Annotated in this window: 16 protein-coding genes; 11 read left to right on the top strand and 5 right to left on the bottom strand. The window is 64.7% G+C overall.

What is annotated here, in order from left to right; genetic code table 11:
• The first annotated feature begins 222 nt into the window (after positions 1-222).
• From F0M17_RS17670 to F0M17_RS09075, 4 genes are all read left to right on the top strand, one after another.
• Positions 223-837 (top strand): HNH endonuclease signature motif containing protein, encoded by a 615-nt coding sequence (locus tag F0M17_RS17670; RefSeq protein ID WP_246857042.1) that lies wholly within the window; start codon positions 223-225, stop codon positions 835-837.
• A gap of 179 nt (positions 838-1016) precedes the next feature.
• Positions 1017-2036: a magnesium and cobalt transport protein CorA gene (locus F0M17_RS09085; RefSeq protein WP_246857183.1), complete on the top strand. Its 1020-nt coding sequence runs from the start codon at positions 1017-1019 to the stop codon at positions 2034-2036.
• A gap of 21 nt (positions 2037-2057) precedes the next feature.
• The gene (locus tag F0M17_RS09080) at positions 2058-2699 is read left to right on the top strand and encodes a GyrI-like domain-containing protein (protein WP_149596977.1); all 642 of its coding nucleotides are present in this window, start codon (positions 2058-2060) and stop codon (positions 2697-2699) included.
• A complete protein-coding gene (locus F0M17_RS09075) occupies positions 2690-3364 on the top strand; it encodes a DNA alkylation repair protein (RefSeq protein WP_149596976.1) in 675 nt (224 codons plus the stop codon). Before F0M17_RS09080 ends, F0M17_RS09075 begins: the two co-directional genes overlap by 10 nt.
• Positions 3365-3401: 37 nt before the next feature.
• Here the strand turns inward: F0M17_RS09075 and F0M17_RS09070 are convergent, their stop codons facing one another.
• The 3 genes from F0M17_RS09070 to F0M17_RS09060 form a co-directional block, all read right to left on the bottom strand.
• The gene (locus F0M17_RS09070; RefSeq protein WP_149596975.1) at positions 3402-4778 is read right to left on the bottom strand and encodes an amino acid permease; all 1377 of its coding nucleotides are present in this window, start codon (positions 4776-4778) and stop codon (positions 3402-3404) included.
• A complete protein-coding gene (gene hisC / locus F0M17_RS09065; protein WP_149596974.1) occupies positions 4775-5839 on the bottom strand; it encodes a histidinol-phosphate transaminase in 1065 nt (354 codons plus the stop codon). Before hisC ends, F0M17_RS09070 begins: the two co-directional genes overlap by 4 nt.
• A gap of 207 nt (positions 5840-6046) precedes the next feature.
• Complete coding sequence (locus tag F0M17_RS09060) at positions 6047-6556, bottom strand: Lrp/AsnC family transcriptional regulator (protein ID WP_073706152.1); 510 nt, start codon at positions 6554-6556, stop codon at positions 6047-6049.
• 135 nt (positions 6557-6691) lie between these two features.
• On the opposite strand from F0M17_RS09060, the gene F0M17_RS09055 reads away from it, so the two are divergent.
• The 4 genes from F0M17_RS09055 (at position 6692) to F0M17_RS09040 (ending at position 10135) form a co-directional block, all read left to right on the top strand.
• Positions 6692-7540 (top strand): SDR family oxidoreductase, encoded by an 849-nt coding sequence (locus F0M17_RS09055; protein ID WP_149596973.1) that lies wholly within the window; start codon positions 6692-6694, stop codon positions 7538-7540.
• Between the two features lie 75 nt (positions 7541-7615).
• Positions 7616-8491 (top strand): VOC family protein, encoded by an 876-nt coding sequence (locus tag F0M17_RS09050; protein ID WP_149596972.1) that lies wholly within the window; start codon positions 7616-7618, stop codon positions 8489-8491.
• A gap of 9 nt (positions 8492-8500) precedes the next feature.
• Positions 8501-9499 (top strand): epimerase, encoded by a 999-nt coding sequence (locus F0M17_RS09045; RefSeq protein WP_149596971.1) that lies wholly within the window; start codon positions 8501-8503, stop codon positions 9497-9499.
• 9 nt (positions 9500-9508) lie between these two features.
• Positions 9509-10135, top strand: coding sequence for a pentapeptide repeat-containing protein (locus tag F0M17_RS09040; protein ID WP_149596970.1), 627 nt, complete (start codon positions 9509-9511; stop codon positions 10133-10135).
• Here the strand turns inward: F0M17_RS09040 and F0M17_RS09035 are convergent.
• Complete coding sequence (locus tag F0M17_RS09035; protein ID WP_073706157.1) at positions 10119-11039, bottom strand: LysR family transcriptional regulator; 921 nt, start codon at positions 11037-11039, stop codon at positions 10119-10121. The genes F0M17_RS09040 and F0M17_RS09035 overlap by 17 nt on opposite strands.
• 78 nt (positions 11040-11117) lie before the next feature.
• On the opposite strand from F0M17_RS09035, the gene F0M17_RS09030 reads away from it, so the two are divergent.
• The gene (locus F0M17_RS09030) at positions 11118-12845 is read left to right on the top strand and encodes an L-aspartate oxidase (protein WP_149596969.1); all 1728 of its coding nucleotides are present in this window, start codon (positions 11118-11120) and stop codon (positions 12843-12845) included.
• Positions 12846-12962: 117 nt separating this feature from the next.
• Positions 12963-13595, top strand: a complete 633-nt coding sequence (locus F0M17_RS09025; protein WP_149596968.1) for an AmiS/UreI family transporter — start codon at positions 12963-12965, stop codon at positions 13593-13595.
• Here the strand turns inward: F0M17_RS09025 and F0M17_RS09020 are convergent.
• Entirely contained in the window at positions 13592-15274 is a 1683-nt protein-coding gene (locus tag F0M17_RS09020; protein ID WP_149596967.1) for an ABC-F family ATP-binding cassette domain-containing protein, read from the bottom strand. The two genes, F0M17_RS09025 and F0M17_RS09020, sit on opposite strands and share 4 nt — an antisense overlap.
• Positions 15275-15344: 70 nt before the next feature.
• Between F0M17_RS09020 and F0M17_RS09015 the strand changes: the two genes are divergently transcribed.
• On the top strand, positions 15345-16247 hold the full coding sequence (locus F0M17_RS09015; RefSeq protein ID WP_149596966.1) for a hypothetical protein: 903 nt from the start codon (positions 15345-15347) through the stop codon (positions 16245-16247).
• Positions 16248-16369: the final 122 nt, after the last annotated feature.

Raw genomic sequence — 16369 nt, 5'->3', positions numbered from 1 at the left:
GATTGGGCTCAAGATCATGCCGAAGGCACCGAATCCGATGACGACGATGCACAAGCGGACACCGAGGTACCCGAAGCCACGGACGCAGACGATGCAACAGATGCCGAAACCGCGAATGAGCATGAAACTACGGAACACCAGCAGGAACCAGGCACCGAATCGGCCCCTTGGAAAGATCTGAAACCTGAACGCCTGCGGCTTATCGGGTTCATGGCACTGCTGATGAGCGATCGAACGGCAAGCCCGCCGGACAAGCAACCGGGACTAGCCACTCCGCAGGTGAGCATCATCCTGAATTACGAGCGGATGCTGGCACAGGCATCTGATTTCGCGGTCACTTCTTCGGGAATCCAGCTATCTCCGGGCGAAGCCAGGGCAGCGTTGTGCCAAGCAGGGATCTATCCTGTGGTGCTGAACGGCAAGAGTCTGCCTCTCGACTTGGGCCGGACGCAACGGTTGTATTCCAAGGCTCAACGCCGGGCGACACGGGCAGCTTACCGGGGCTGTTCCTATCCTGGGTGCAGCATGCCTGCCGAACGGTGCGAAATCGATCATCTGGACGCATGGGAAAAGGGCGGGCGCACGGATATCAGGAATGCGGCCTTGAGTTGCGTGATCCATCACACGGCCCGTCATTGCGGACTGTTTCATGCGGTGATGATCCCGCAAAGCAGACCCATGGTGCTGCTGTCACCCGAATTGGATCCCGAGCAGAAATTGCGAATCAATACCTATTTCATGACACCGGCAGAGGCGATGGAAGCTGAAGCGTTGGCCGATGAGACTACGGAACTGTGGCGCGCCGGAAAGCTGGATGCAGAAATCGTCGCCCCCTAGGCTTCGGCCGCCAAGAATCGGCCGGCGAAAAGCCGGAGAACTGAGCAACGCCGAAATGCGTTCGGGACTTGCCATACTTGAATGAACGAAGATCATTCAGGAGCAAAATGTCACGAGTTCAACGCCGGGCAGCGAACGCCAGAGCAGCCTATGGAACCCATCAGTCATCACATGCCTCGATGGCAGTGCGTTATATTGACGACGGCACCGTGGAATCCGCACCGGAAGGCACCAGCGCAGCCGATGCGTTGGCCTTCGGCAAGTCCGGACCGCAGCGGATCGCGTTGTCACTCTATCCCACCCCGGATGAAGCTGACATCCAAGAACTCACCGAGGCGTGGGACCTGCACCCGGTGCTCGTTGAAGACCTCGTCCACGCCCGCCAGCGCCCGAAGCTCGAACGCTACGGCGAGGTGCTGCTGCTAGTTGTGCGTTCGGCACTGTACCTGGACGAAACCGAAGAGGTGGAGTTGTCCGAGTTCCACATCCTGGTCCGCAAAGGCGCTGTAGCTGTCCTCTGCCAGGACCACCGATGGATCGATGGCACCGACGGCGAAGGGTTTGTCGAGTCAATCAGGAATGGGCGCCTGCGCAAGGACCAGTTGCTGCTCAAGGACCCGGAACTGCTCCGTCTGGGCGCTGAGGCAGTCCTGTACCGGATCCTGGATGAGATCGTCGATGGATACGTCCCGGTGCTCCACGGGCTGGGCATCGACAAGGAACAGATCGAACGCCAAGTCTTCAGCGGGGACGCTGCGGTCACCGAACGCATCTACCGATTGAGCCAAGAAGTCATCGACATGCAGCACGCGACCGCGTCGTTGCTGGAAGTGGTGCAATCGCTCGATGACGGGTTCAAGAAGTACCCAGTGCCGGACGAACTGGAAACCTACCTCCAGGATGTCACCGACCACCTCACCCGCGCGCATTCCCAAGCCGTGGAATACAGGGATGCGCTCTCGCAGATCTTGAACGTGAACTCCACCCTTGTAGCACAGCGCCAAAACGAGGACATGAAGAAGATCTCGGGTTGGGCTGCCATCCTGTTCGCGCCGACGCTGATCGCAGCCATCTACGGGATGAACTTCGATAACATGCCAGAACTTCACTGGTCATTCGGCTACCCGGTGGCAGTCTGCCTCATGCTCGGCTTTGCCGCAGCCCTGTATGGTGTATTCAAATGGCGTAGATGGTTCTAGACGGAAGGCTTCAGGCGAGACTTGCCGGAGAAAATTGACTTCAAGAAATCGCTGGACGGATACCGGTCGAAAGCCGGGGAAATCCGTGTCCTGCAGGTGCCAGCAGCACAATACCTGATGATCGACGGAACCGGAGATCCCAACACCAGCGATGCGTACCAGCAAGCCTTGCAAACTCTGTATCCCGTCGCCTACAAGCTCAAATTCGCGAGCAAGGCTCAGGGCCGCGACTATGTCGTCCCGCCATTGGAAGGCCTCTGGTGGGCCGAGAACATGGCAGTGTTCACCGAGCGGCGGGATAAGTCGAAATGGAGCTGGACGATGATGCTCATGGCTCCTGCATGGATCACCGAGGAAGACTTCGCGTCAGCCGTGGAAGCGGCACAGGAGAAGAAGCAGCTGCCATGCCCCGAACGCATCCGCTTCGAGACGCTCCTTGAAGGCCAATGCGTGCAGACACTGCACATCGGCCCCTACGATGACGAAGCCGGAATTCTGGCCACGATGCACCACGAATTCATTCCGGCGCAGGGTTTGCGCATGACCGGCAAGCACCACGAAATCTACCTCGGCGACCCGCGCAAGGTGGCACCGGAAAAGCTTCGCACTATCCTGCGCCAGCCCGTTGAACCGCTTCAGCAGAAGGATGGCACATGGAACTGACACCGCAGAGCACCGTTGCCGACGTGCAGCAGGCCTTGGACGAACTTGAAGACCCCAAGCACCGGGCAGTCAATGAGAAGCATGGCGACGATTTTGGCGTGAACCTGGGCAAGCTCAGGGCACTGGCCAAGGCGTTGAAAAGCAACCAGGAACTTGCCAACGAGCTCTGGGCGACGGGGGACACCGCAACCCGGCTGGTCGCGCTGCTGATCGCCAAGCCACGCAGTTTTTCACTCGACCAGCTGCAGGCCTGGAGCAAGGACGCCACCACTCCCAAGGTCCAAGCCTGGTTCCTGAGCTACATCGTCAAGAAATCCAAGCTGCTCGAAGAACTCCGCGTGCTGCTCATGGACGAGTCCGACCCGGTGCAACAGGCTGCCGCGTGGGAATTGACCGCGCACCAGGTCGTGAAGGCTCCGGAACAGCTGAATCTGGAGCAACTGCTGGACACGATCGAATCCGAGATGCGTACCGCACCGGACCGCTTGCAATGGGCGATGAATACGACGCTGGCACAGATCGGCATCGAGCATGAGCGGCTGCGCCCGCGCGCGCTGGCGATCGGCGAGTCGCTGCAGGTGCTGGCGGACTATCCGACCTCTGCCGGGTGCATTTCCCCCTTCGCGCCAATTTGGATCACCGAAATGGCAAAGAGAAAAGCCTAGGCCCAGCAATTGCTGGACCTAGGCTTCACGGAGATTTTCAGGCGTCCACCGAATCCCCGCTCTCATCGCGCAACGCGATCTTGGAGATCACCCATATCGCGGCGGTCAGCCCGCCAGTGAGCAGCAGCTGGGTGCGTGCGGCTGGATCGGTCATCGCAATGGCGACAATCGCTGCCAAGAGGACGATCGTCGCGATCGACAAGCCGGGGAAACCCCACAGGCGCAACGGCAGGTGCGCACCGTCGCGGTCCGCACGACGACGCAGGATCAGCTGCGTGACGGCAATGAACGCCCAGATGACGATGATGGTCGAACCGACCACGTTCAGCAGGATCGGCATGACCGCATCCGGCCAGATCCAGTTCAGGCCGACGGCCAGGAACGAGAACGAAACCGAGCTGATGACGGACTTCGCCGGCACGCCCTTGCCGGTCACGTGGGTGACGGCGCGCGGGGCGAGCTTGCGCTTGCCCAGGGAGTACAGCATGCGCGAGGAACCATAGATGTTCGCGTTCATCGCCGAAAGCAGCGCGACCACGACCACGGCGTTCATCATGAAGCCCACGCCCGGAATGTGCATGACATCCAACGCGGCGGCAAATGGCCCTTCGGCGACGGCCGGGTCATTCCATGGCACCAGGGCGACAATCACCAGGATCGAACCGAGGTAGAAGAACAGGATGCGCAGCATCACCGACTTGACCACGCGCTTGATATTGCCAGCCGGGTCCTTGGACTCGGCGGCCGCGATCGAGACGACTTCGGTGCCGCCGAAGGAGAAGATGACGATCAGCACGGCCGCGGCAATCCCTGCCATGCCGCCGGGGGCGAAGCCTCCGTGGGCGGCCAGGTTGGCAAAGCCCACCGGTTCAGGGGTGGGAAGCACGCCCGCCAGTACCAGTGCGCCGAAGGCCAGGAAGGCGATGATCGCCGCCACCTTGATCACGGCGAACCAGTATTCGAAACGGCCGTAGTTGCGCACGCCGAGCAGATTCGCCCCGGTGAGGATCACCACGAAGCTGAGCACCCAAGCCCACTGCGGGAATGCGGGCACCCACCCGGCGGTAATGGCGGCGGCCCCGGTGGCTTCGGCGGCGATCACCACGACCAGCTGGACCCAGTACAGCCAGCCCAGCGTGGAGCCGGCGCTGCGGCCCATGGCCTGGCCGGCGAAGGTCGAGAACGCACCCGAGGAGGGGTTCGCGGCAACCATTTCGGCAAGCATCGCCATGATCACGATGATCACGGTGCCGGCGATCAGGTAGGAGACCAGCACCGCCGGTCCGGCAATGGAGATCGCCTGGCCGGACCCGACGAACAGGCCAGCGCCGATCGCGCCACCCAGGCCCATCATGGAGATCTGGCGCTGGGTTAGTCCGGCATGCAGCTGCTCGGGGGCTTTGACTGCGCTCACGCGGTGGCCTCCTGCACGGCTGGCAGGGCGGCGAGTACGCGGTCGACATCTTCCGCGGTGCCCGAAGAGATCCGCAACCCGTCACCGGGGAAGGCACGAACCACCACGCCGCCGGCTGCCAGCTTGGCTTCAAGCTCAACGGTCGCCTCGCCGGCGTCCACCCAGACGAAATTCGCCTGCGACTTCACGACCGGGTATCCGGCAGCGGCCAGGCCCTCGTGCATGCGTTCGCGCTGGGCGACGACTTCCTCGATGCGCACCGACAATTCGTCGATGGCGGCCAGCGAGGCCACCGCCGCGCGCTGGGCCAGGTCGGTGACACCGAATGGCACGGCGACCTTGCGCAGGTTCTCTGCGACTACCAGCGGGCTGATCGCGTATCCCACGCGCAATCCGGCCAGCCCGTAGGCCTTGGAGAAGGTGTGCAGCACTGCCACATGCGGGTATTTGCGGAACAGTTCGATGCCATCGGCTCGCACGGCCGAACGGTCGAAATGCACGTAGGCTTCGTCGACGACGACCAGCACATTGCGCGGCACGGCGTTGATGAAGGCGTCCAGGGCCTCGGCCTGCACCACGGTGCCGGTCGGGTTGTTCGGATTGCAGATGAAGATCAGCCGGGTCTTCTCGGTGATGGCGTCCAGCATGGCTGGAAGATCGTGTCGGCATTCGGCATCCAGCGGCACCTCGACGGGGGTGGCCCCGGCGATGCGCACCAGCGAGGGGTAGGCCTCGAAGGAGCGCCACGCGTACATGACCTCGTCGCCTTCGGCGGCCACTGCATGGATGATCTGGGCCGCGACCTCGACCGATCCGGCACCCAGGGTGATGTGCTCGGCCGGGATGCCGAACTGCGCGCTGAGCGCGCCGGTCAGTTCGGGTGCCGCAATGCTCGGGTAGCGGTGGATGGTGGCCAGGCCGTCCTGGATGCTGTCCAGCACCGATGGCAACGGCGCATGCGGCGACTCGTTGGATGAAAGTTTCGAGGCTCCAGCGGCTGCGGGCTTGCCTTGCTTGTAAGCGGGCACATCCTGCAAGGAGGGGCGCTGGTGAAGGGTCATGAGGTTCCTCTCTGACTGCCAGAGCTGCACGAGGCCGGCAATCGTTCGTATGGCAAAGCCCGTGGTGCGTGGTCAGCGGTGGCCCTGCTCATATCCTCGCGTGTCGCGATTCACAAGCATCGACTGTAGGTTGATTGAATCTGCCGGCGCAATCGCGACCCCTGTTCCTATGCAGGCTGCATAGCGTTCTCCGCCAAGTAACCCATTTTACTGGTCAATCTGCCCACCCTTTTCCACATCGGCCTCGCTCCTAGCGCACGCTGCGACCAGTGGCAGGGTTCTCCCCTGGAAATGCTCGTGCAGGGCGAAAGACGATGAGGTCCTTGCCACACCTGGCACCTTGTTGATCCGGTTGAAGATTTCCTGCAGGTCCTCGGGGGTCCGGGCCACCACGCGCAACTGCAAATCCGAGCTGCCGGTCACGGTGTACATGTCGACGATCTCCGGGATGGATTCCTCCAGCGCGGTCGCCACCGGGTCATGCCCATAGCGCTGGATGATCTCCACCTGGCAGAACGCGACCAGCGTGTAGCCGAACCCGGCAGGCTTGATCCGCGGGATGATGCCCTGGATGACGCCGGCCTCGTGGAGCCGGGCCAGCCGGCTGCTGATGGTGCCGCGGGCAACACCCAGGCGCCGGGCGCACTCCATCACCGGCAGCATCGGCGATTCGGTGAGCAGTTCGATCAAATCCGCGTCCAAGCGGTCAATGCGCACGGTCGTCCTTTCGACAAGTCGGTCCAATGCTCCAAGGCTAGCGGTGAATGCTGGGCGCACTCGATGAAAATAGCCCAATTGTTAGCCGCGACACAGGCTAGGCTGATGCCATACGGATCCTGAAGGAGTACAGATATGGGCAAGACGCCTCTTGAATCGGTAGCCGGTTTGCATGTCCTGATCACCGGGGCGGCGCAGGGGATGGGCTTGCTCTTCGCCAAGCAGGCCTGCCGCGAAGGCGCGGCGCGCGTGGTCATCTGGGATATCGACACGGCAAGGCTCGACGCGGCCGCCGAAGAATTGCGCCGGCTCGGCGGCACCGTCGAGGCGTACGTGGTGGACCTTGCCGACCCGGCCCAGATCCACCACTACGCAGCCGAAGCGGTTGAGAGCGGGGGAATCGACGTGCTGGTCAACAACGCCGGGGTGGTAACCGGCACGTCCTTCGCGAAACACCGCACCGCGCAGATCACCGCGACCATGCAGGTCAACGCACTGGCCCCGATGTACTTGACCCACGCCCTGCTTCCGCAGCTGGGGCGGCGAGGCAAGGGCCGGGTGTTGACCATGGCGTCGGCGGCCGCATTGGTGTCCAACCCGAACATGAGCGTCTACGCCGCTTCCAAGGCCGCGGCTCTGTCCTTCAGCGATTCGCTGCGCCTCGAACTGGAGGACAACGACCAGATCGCGGTGAGCACGATTTGCCCGACCTATATCAGCACCGGCATGTTCGCCGGCGCCAAGTCGATGCTGCTGACCCCGATCCTGGAACCGGAAGCGGTGGTGGACCGCGCGTGGCGGGCGATGCTTGCGGGCACCCCGCTGGTGCTGATGCCGTGGACCAGCAAGCTGGGCCAGCTGCTGCGCGGCGTGCTGCCCCGAGCGGCGTGGGATTTCGTGGCCGGCAAGGTCATCGGCGTGTACCACTCGATGGACGAGTTCACCGGGAGAACACCGCGGGACGCGCAGGTGAATCGGGGCTGAAAATTCACTGTTCCACCTGTTGCTAGCGGGCCTGAAAGGGTAGTTTGGGAGCATCGCCCAGCTAGGAGGTTCGTCATGCAAAATCTCGTTGTCAATCTATGGATGCAAGGCAATGGCGAGGAGGCGGGGGAGTTCTACGCCCGTGCCTTGCCCGAGGCAACTACCGAAGTTGAATCGCGCTACCCGAGCGAGGGACTGCTGGAATTCCAGCAGCCCCTTGCCGGCAAGCCGCTGACAGTGTCCCTGTGGGTGCGCGGAACGAAAATCACGCTGATCAACGCGGGCCAGGAATTCAAGCCCAATCCCTCCATCTCGATCATCCTGGTCTTCAGCACCGGCCAGCGCGAGTCGCTCGACGCCACCTGGTCCGCGCTGATGGAAGGCGGCACCGCGCTGATGCCGCTGGATGCCTACCCGTTCAGCACACGCTACGGCTGGGTGAACGACAAATACGGCGTTTCCTGGCAGCTGATGGAAACCAGCGAACCGGTCGAGCCCCGTGCGTCGGTGATTCCCTCGCTGATGTTCGGCGGTGCCGCCCAAAACCGGGCGGCCGAGGCCATTGAGTTCTACGGGCAGGTGCTCGGCGCGAAGCTGGACAGCGCCTACCCGTACGGGGAGCCGACAGAATCCGCCACCGCCGAGGCGCTGATGTACGCCCAATTCACCTTGGGCGAGGATTGCGTGGCGGCCATGGACTCGGGGGTGCCTCAGGATTTCACCTTCACCCCCGGCGTCTCGCTGGAATGGCACTGCGACGGGCAGGCCGAAATCGACCGCGTCTGGGATGCGATGTCGGCGGTGTCCGAAGCCGAGGCCTGCGGCTGGCTCACCGACAAATTCGGGGTGAGCTGGCAGATCGTCCCGTCGAACATGGGCGAGTTGATGGAGCGGCCCGGCGCTTTCGAGAATATGCTGAAGATGAAGAAACTGGTGATCAACGACTTCTAGCGGGGAACAATGGGCGGCGCTGCACGGCGGGCGGTAGTGGCAGGAGCCAGCGGGTTCATCGGCGTGCGGCTGATAGCGCAGCTGCGCGAGGGCGGATACGAAGTGGCGGTGATCGGCCGCGGCGAGAAGTCCGATGCCCAGTGGGGCGATGGCCCGGGGCTGGAGGCACTGGTCGACGGCGCGGATCTGCTGGTGAACCTGGCCGGGAAGAATGTCGGCTGCCGCTATCACGATGCGGCCCGAAACGAGATCCTCGCTTCGCGGGTGGACACGACCCGTGCGCTGCACGAAGCGGTTAGCCGGGCCGCGAATCCGCCGCAGCTGTGGCTGAATGCGTCAACCGCGACCATCTACCGGCACAGCATGGATGCGCCGAACACCGAGGCCGACGGCCGGATCGGCGAAGGCTTCTCGGTGGATGTGGCGCGCAACTGGGAACGCGAGTTCTTCCGCGGCCAGCTGCCCACGCGCCGGGTGGCCCTGCGCATGGCGATCGTGCTCGGCGATGGCCCAGCCACGCGCAAGCTGCTGGCCATTGCGCGGCTGTGGCTTGGCGGGGCGCAGCACGATGGCTGGTGGCCTGCGCATCGGCGGTACCGCGGCATCGGGGAAGACCCGAGCGGATCCGAACGCAGCGGCTGGCATCGCACGCGCGGGAACCAGCGCTTCAGCTGGATCCACGTGGATGATGCGCTCGGCGCGATCAGGCATATCATCGAGCACCCCGAAATCTCCGGGCCGGTCAATCTCAGCTCGCCGTACCCGGTAGCCAATCGGGAACTGATGGCCTCGCTGCGCCTCGCCGCAGGCAGGAAATTCGGGTTGCCCGCGTATCGTTGGATGCTGGAACCGGCCATGTTCGTGCTGCGCGTGGAACCCGAAATGCTGCTGAAGTCCCGTTGGGTGCTGCCCGGGGTGCTGCAGGACAGCGGCTACGATTTCCGCTGGCCGCACCTAGACGTGGCACTGGAAGACGTCGCCGGGAATCTGGCCGGAAAACAACTTTAAGGACGCGCATTGGCACCGAGGATCCGCCGCTTCACCCTGCCCGAGCTGGCCCGCGGCTACCGCGGAGACCTGGGAGACGAATACATTGAACTGCTGCACTTCCGGGATTTCGATGCACCGCTGGCGGCCGATGACGCGCGGCTGGAAGAATGCCGGTTCAGTTACGTGCAGATCGAGTCCGTGCGCAACGCCCGGCTGATCCAGTGCGAGCTCGAGCAGGCCGGGGCACCGGCGCTGCAGGCTGCCGGGGTGTTCCTCAACGACGTGCGGGTCAACCACAGCCGCTTCGGCTCCGCGGATTTCGCTGAGGCACAGCTTGATGGCGTGGTGTTCGAGAACTGCAAATTCGGCTGGCTGAACCTGCGCGGCGCCACGGTGCGGGACGTGCTCTTCCGCAATTGCCAGTTCGAGGAGATCGATCTGGGCGGACGGATCCAGCGCCTGGGCTTCGCCGATTCGCGGGCAGGGCAGATCAACTGCCATGGTGCGCAACTGCGCGAGGTGGATTTGCAGGGGCTGGATTTTGCTGATGTGGAAGGCGTCGATGGGTTGCGCGGCGCGCAGATCAGCTCGCTGCAGCTGGGCCTGCTGGGCGAGGCGATGGCCAGCCACCTGGGGATCAAGCTAGGTAGCTGATTTGCCCGTGCCTGGCCGCCAGCTGCGCGGCCGTTTCGGACAGCAGGTGCTGCATGGCCGCGGCCGCGCGGGTCAATGAGACATCGCGCCGGTGCGCCAGTCCGATGGTGCGGGCCAGCGGTTCGCGCAGGGCAATGGAGCGCACGCCTGGGGCGTCCAGCGCCACCGTCGCCGGAACCACGGCGACGCCGAGCCCGCGCTGCACGAAGCGCAGCACCGCGTCCATTTCCCCGCCCTCCACGACGATATTCGGCACCAGGCCGGCCAACTTGTAGGCGGCGGCGGTGCTGGCGCGCAGGTCGTAGCTGTGCGCGAAGGCCAGCTGCGGCACTGGCGCCAACGCGCGCAGGTCGAGTTCGCTGCCGGCCAGATGCGGGTGCTCCAGCGAGTCGATGACCACCAATTGTTCTTCCAGCAGCGGCAGGTTCTCCAGATGGCTGCCGTTCACCGCGTGCTCCGAGGTCACGATGAGCGCCAGATCCAGCGCGCCGCCGTCGAGCTGCTCCAGCAGCTTGTGTGATCCTGCTTCGAACATTTGCAGCTGCACCCCGGGGTAGCGGGTGCGGAAGATCGACAGCGCTTCGGCCACCAGCGATACGCACAGTGACGGAGGCGCGCCCAGGCGAACCCGGCCGCGGCGCAGCCCTGCCAGATCAGCCATTTCGGTGCGGATGGATTCCTCGTCGGCCAGCATCCGGCGTGCACGGGGCAGCAAGGCCTGTCCGGCGGCGGTGAGCGTGATGTTGCCGCGGGCGCGGTGGAACAGCTCGGAGCCCAGCTCCTGCTCCAGCGTGGCGATCTGCCGGCTCAGTGAGGGCTGGGTCAGATGCAGCTGCTCAGCGGCACGGGTGAAGTGCCCCACATCGGCGATGGCAGTGAAGCCGCGCAATTGCTCTAGGTTCATGATGCATAGCCTACTGCTATGGACATCATGCCAATAATTCATTGGACGTATTCTTGGGGTGGGTCGATGCTGGAAAACATGAGAAATGAACAGCAGATATCCACTTCCGTACTGGTTATCGGCACCGGCGGTTCCGGCTTGCGCGCGGCCATCGAGCTGGCCGAGGCGGGCACCGATGTGCTGGCCGTGGGCAAGCGCCCGCGCCACGATGCGCACACCGCGCTGGCCGCCGGGGGCATCAACGCGGCGCTGGGCACGATGGACGCCGAGGACAGCTGGCAGCAACATGCGGCGGACACCATCAAGGAGAGCTACTTCCTGGCCGATCCGCGCACCGTGCAGGTGGTCGCCGAGGGCGCGGCCCGCGGCATCGAGGACCTGGAACGCTACGGCATGAACTTCGCCCGCGAAACCGACGGCCGCATCTCGCAGCGCTTCTTCGGCGCCCACAAGTTCCGCCGCACCGCCTTCGCCGGGGACTACACCGGGCTGGAAATCCAGCGCACCCTCATCAAACGGGCTGAGCAGCTACAGGTCCCGATCCTCGACACCGTCTACATCACCGAACTGCTCACCGCCGAAGGCCGGATTTTCGGCGCCTACGGCTTCGACGTCAACGATGGCACCGGCTACCTCATCCACGCCGACGCGGTCATCCTGGCCGCCGGCGGGCACAACCGCATCTGGCGCCGCAGCAGCTCGCGCCGCGACGAGAACACCGGCGACTCGTTCCGCCTGGCCGTCCAGGCCGGCGCCCGATTGCGTGACCCGGAACTGGTGCAGTTCCACCCCTCGGGCATCATCGAACCGGAAAGCGACGCCGGAACCCTGGTCTCCGAGGCCGCGCGCGGCGAAGGTGGCATCCTCACCAATGCGCTGGGCGAACGTTTCATGGCCCGCTATGATGCGAAGCGCATGGAGCTGTCCACCCGCGACCGCGTCGCACTGGCCGCCTACACCGAAATCCGCGAGGGCCGCGGCACCGAAAACGGCGGAGTCTGGCTGGACGTGTCGCACCTGGACCGCGAGGTCATCATGAAGCGGCTGCCGCGGGTCTATCAGACCATGATGGAACTGCAGATGCTGGACATCACCGAACAGAAGATGGAGATTGCCCCGACCGCGCACTACTCCATGGGCGGGGTGTGGGTGGATCCGCTGACGCATGCCACCGAGGTTCCCGGGCTCTACGCCATCGGCGAGGCTTCCTCCGGGCTGCACGGGGCCAACCGGCTGGGCGGCAACTCGCTGATCGAACTGCTGGTCTTCGGGCGCATCGTGGGGCAGCACGCGGCGCAGTACTCCGCGTCGCTGGCGGCCCAGCCGCGCTCGGCCCAGGCCGTCACCGCGGCTCGCACCCGCATCGCCGAGCTGCTCGGATCCCGGGGCCAGGAAAACGTGCGCAGCCTGCAGCGCGCCATTCGGGACCTGATGACTGAGCATGCCGGGGTGGTGCGTGATGAAGCGGGATTGCTGGCAGGCCTGGCGAAGCTGGAGAGAATCGAGCAGCGCATGGAGAACGTGGGAATCCACCCGGACATCGCCGGCTACCAGGACCTGGCGCACGCCTTCGACCTGAAGTCCTCGGCGTTGGCCGCCCGCGCCACGCTGGAAGCAGCGCTCGAACGCCGCGAAACCCGCGGCTGCCACAACCGCAGCGACTACCCGGCCATGGACCCGGCCCTGCAGGTGAACCTGGTCTGGTCGCCGAGCACCGGGATCACCCGCGAAGCGATTCCCGAGGTCCCGGAGCAGATCGCGGAACTGATCACCGAAGTCTCCCAGGAGGGCAAGCTGGTCGAGTAACGATTTTACCCGAATTTGCCAGCCGGGCATCGGTACCTGAAACTGTCGTTAGCGGCAGGACACGGGTCCGGTTCCCGGATCCGCATCCGGGGGTGAGCCGCGCGAGTGGAGGAATCAATGGCCCACGTCGGGCTGGTCTTCGTAGGCCTGATCTTGTTCATCAACGGGCTGGTGTCCCTGGGCCGAATTCCGGCCCATTCGGCCGCAGTGCTCAACCTCATGGTGGGCGGCGTGCAAATCCTGCTGCCTACGCTGATCATGGTCCAGGCCGGCAGCGACACCCTGATGGTCAATGGCGCCTGGCCGAGCTACCTGTTCGGAATGACCTATCTTCTGGTGGGCCTGAATACGCTCTGCGGCTTCGATACCGGCGCCTTCGGCTGGTTCAGCGCCTTCGTGGCGGTGATCGCCGTGTACAAGGCGGTGATTTCCCTGAGCACGGATCCCATCTTCGCGGTGATTTGGCTGTCGTGGGCGCTGATGTGGCTGTGCCTGTTCCTGCAGCATGCGCTGGGGGTGCAACGGCTAGGTGGCATCGAGCTGCAGCGCTTCGCCGGCTGGCTGCTGGTCAGCGCCGGAATCCCGTCCAGCACGGTGCCGGCGCTGTTCGCCCAGAACGGGATCTGGACGACCGCCCCGGCTGCCGGCCTTGCGGCGTTGGCGGCTCTGGCGGTGTCACTGGGCTTCAGCGCCTGGCAGGGGCTTCGCTCGGCCAGATCGCTGGAGGCGCGCCAGAACCTCGCGGCCTAGCGGTCGCGCTGCACCCGGGCCTCGTCCCAGACCGGCGTGTCGGACTCGTAGACCACCCCGTCGGAGCCGAAGACCAGGAAGCGGTCGAAGCCACGGGCGAACCAGCGGTCGTGGGTGACTGCCAGGACGGTGCCCTCGAACGCGTCGATGGCGCGTTCCAGCGCCTCGCCCGAATGCAGGTCCAGGTTGTCGGTGGGCTCATCGAGCAGCAGCAGCGTCGCCCCGGAGAGCTGCAGCAGCAGGATCTGGAAACGTGCCTGCTGGCCGCCGGAGAGCGAGTCGAATTTCTGCTCCGACTGGCCGGCCAGGCCGTAGCCATCCAGCGCGCCGGCGGCCGCCTCGCGCGGCAGGCCCGAGCGGTGCTCGTCGCCGCGGTGCAGGATTTCCAGCAGCGTGCGGCCGAACAGGTCCGGGCGCGAATGGGTCTGCGCGAAGTAGCCGGGGCGGATGCGCGCCCCGAGCTTCACCGTGCCGGCGTGTTCCACCGGCTCGATGACCACGTCGGAGACCGGCAGGTGCTCGCGCTCCGGGTCGGTGCCGCCGGAGGCCAGCAGGCGCAGGAAGTGCGATTTGCCCGAGCCGTTGGATCCCAGGATGCCGACGCGGTCGCCGAACCAGATCTCGGTATTGAAGGGCTTCATGAGGTTGGTTAGCTCAAGCTTCTCGGCGACGATCGCGCGCTTGGCGGTGCGACCGCCCTTCAGCCGCATCTGCACGTTCTGCTCCAGCGGGATGGCCTGCGGTGGGCCGGCTTCCAGGAACTTCTCCAGCCGGGTGGTGGCCGCCTGGTAGCGGTTGGCCATGTCGGAGCGGAACGCGGCCTTGGTCTTGTACATGTTCACCAGCTCCTTGAGCTTGGCATGCTCCTCGTCCCAGCGCTTGCGCAGCTCCTCGAAGCGCTCGTTGCGCTCCTTGCGGGCGTCCACATAGGAACCGAACGCCCCGCCGTGCACCCAGGCGGTCGCCCCGCCATGGCCCGGCTCCAGGGTGACGATGCGGGTAGCGGCGTTGTTCAGCAGCTCGCGATCGTGGCTGATGAACAGCACGGTCTTGTTGGAGCGGGACATCGTCTCCTCCAGCCAGCGCTTGCCCGGCACGTCCAGGTAGTTGTCCGGCTCGTCCAGCAGCAGCAGCTCGTCGTTGCCCTCGAACAGCGCTTCGAGCACCAGGCGCTTTTGCTCGCCGCCGGACAGGGTGCGCGCCAGCCGGTCCCCGGCCTTGTCGAAGCCGACACCCAAGGCGGCCATGCAGACCTTGTCCCAGGTGGTTTCCAGCTCGTAGCCGCCGGCGTCGCCCCATTCGATGATCGCCTCGGCGTAGCGCATGTGGACTTTCTCGTCCTCGCTGGTGAGCATCTTCGCCTCGTACTCGGCGACCTTGGCGGCGGCCTGGGCCAGCGCCGGGGCGGCGGTGGACAGCAGCAGGTCCTTCACCGTCGACTCGTCGCGCACCTGCCCGACGAACTGGCGCATGATGCCCAGGGTGCCGGTGCGGTTGATGGAGCCTTCGTCGGCCTTCAGATCTCCTGCGATGATCTTGAACAGGGTGGTCTTGCCGGTGCCGTTGGGTCCGATCAGCGCGGTCTTTGAACCGGCGGTGACTTTGAACGCCACCCCGCCCAGCAACTGGGTGCCGTCGGAAAGGAAATACTGGATGTCTGTTACGTCGATATGGGCCACTTGGCAATCCTATCGGGCTTTGGCCGGTTCGTTCCCGCCGCGGCAACCCGCGCTAGGCTAGCGTAGTGCCATGCAGATCGAATTGGACATCTCCGGCGCGCTTCATGCCTGCTGCCATCCGGGCTTCGCAGTGGGCGAGAAGGTGCTCTGGGAGATCGCGCGGCTGCGCTACCCGGATGGCACCGTGGCCTGCGAGCTGAATGACCACGACACGTTCAGCGAATCCGGGATGCCGGTGAGTCCGGTGCACGGCATAGTGGCGGACATCCACTACATCGACCACCACTACGAGCCAGCCATCGGCGATCCCGGAGTGCTGCTGCCCTCCGGGGAGCCGGCCAGGATCACCCCGACCACCAGCGTCCCTGCGGGCACGGACTTCAATCACGATCTCATCCACGTCACCCTGGAACTTCTCGACCCAAACCAGCTGCCTCAGATCTGCGACTGGGATCCGCAACTGGGCTGCCCGTCGGATCCCTCAGCGCGCGAAGACGCTGCTCGCGCGCAGTTCGAGCTCAGCAGCGCAAGCGTTCACTTGCGTGAACTCGCTGAGGAACTGGCGAAGCGCTACGGCCACTTGGCCCAGGTGCGCTCCGATGGCCTAGGCCAGATCTCGATGCTGCCGCGGGCCGCCGGCGCCGCCGAAGTGCACTGGCGGCTGGATTTCAGCGATGTCCCCACGCAGCTGGTGCTCACCGTGGCCGGCGCGGAGTGGACCTGGCCAGCTGATGCGGCATCGATCGGGCGGCTGGCGCAGATCGTGGAAGCGGTCACCGCCGGGCGCCTTGAAGAACAGCGGCAGGCAACCGGCGCCAGCATGGTCCTTGCGATGAGCATCGAGCTGGCCGATGGCACCACACTGATCCAGCGCGACACGGTCCACGGATTCGGTGGGCAGGATGCTTTTGCGGTTATCGGTCCCTTGGGCGACCGGTTGGCCCGAACTGGCGAGTTCACTCCCTGGGCCTAGCGGCCGCCTGCCTGCTGGATCAGTTACGTCGAAAGCGACGTCCAGCGGACACCCTGGCGTCACCTGGTGTTCGCCTGCCGGCCTCAAAGGCTTGCGAATCTTGGGAGGTCATCTCAAGCAAA

The organism is Glutamicibacter sp. ZJUTW (assembly GCF_008370855.1).
Lineage (GTDB): Bacteria > Actinomycetota > Actinomycetes > Actinomycetales > Micrococcaceae > Glutamicibacter > Glutamicibacter nicotianae.
This window is presented reverse-complemented; position numbering and strand designations above follow the sequence as displayed.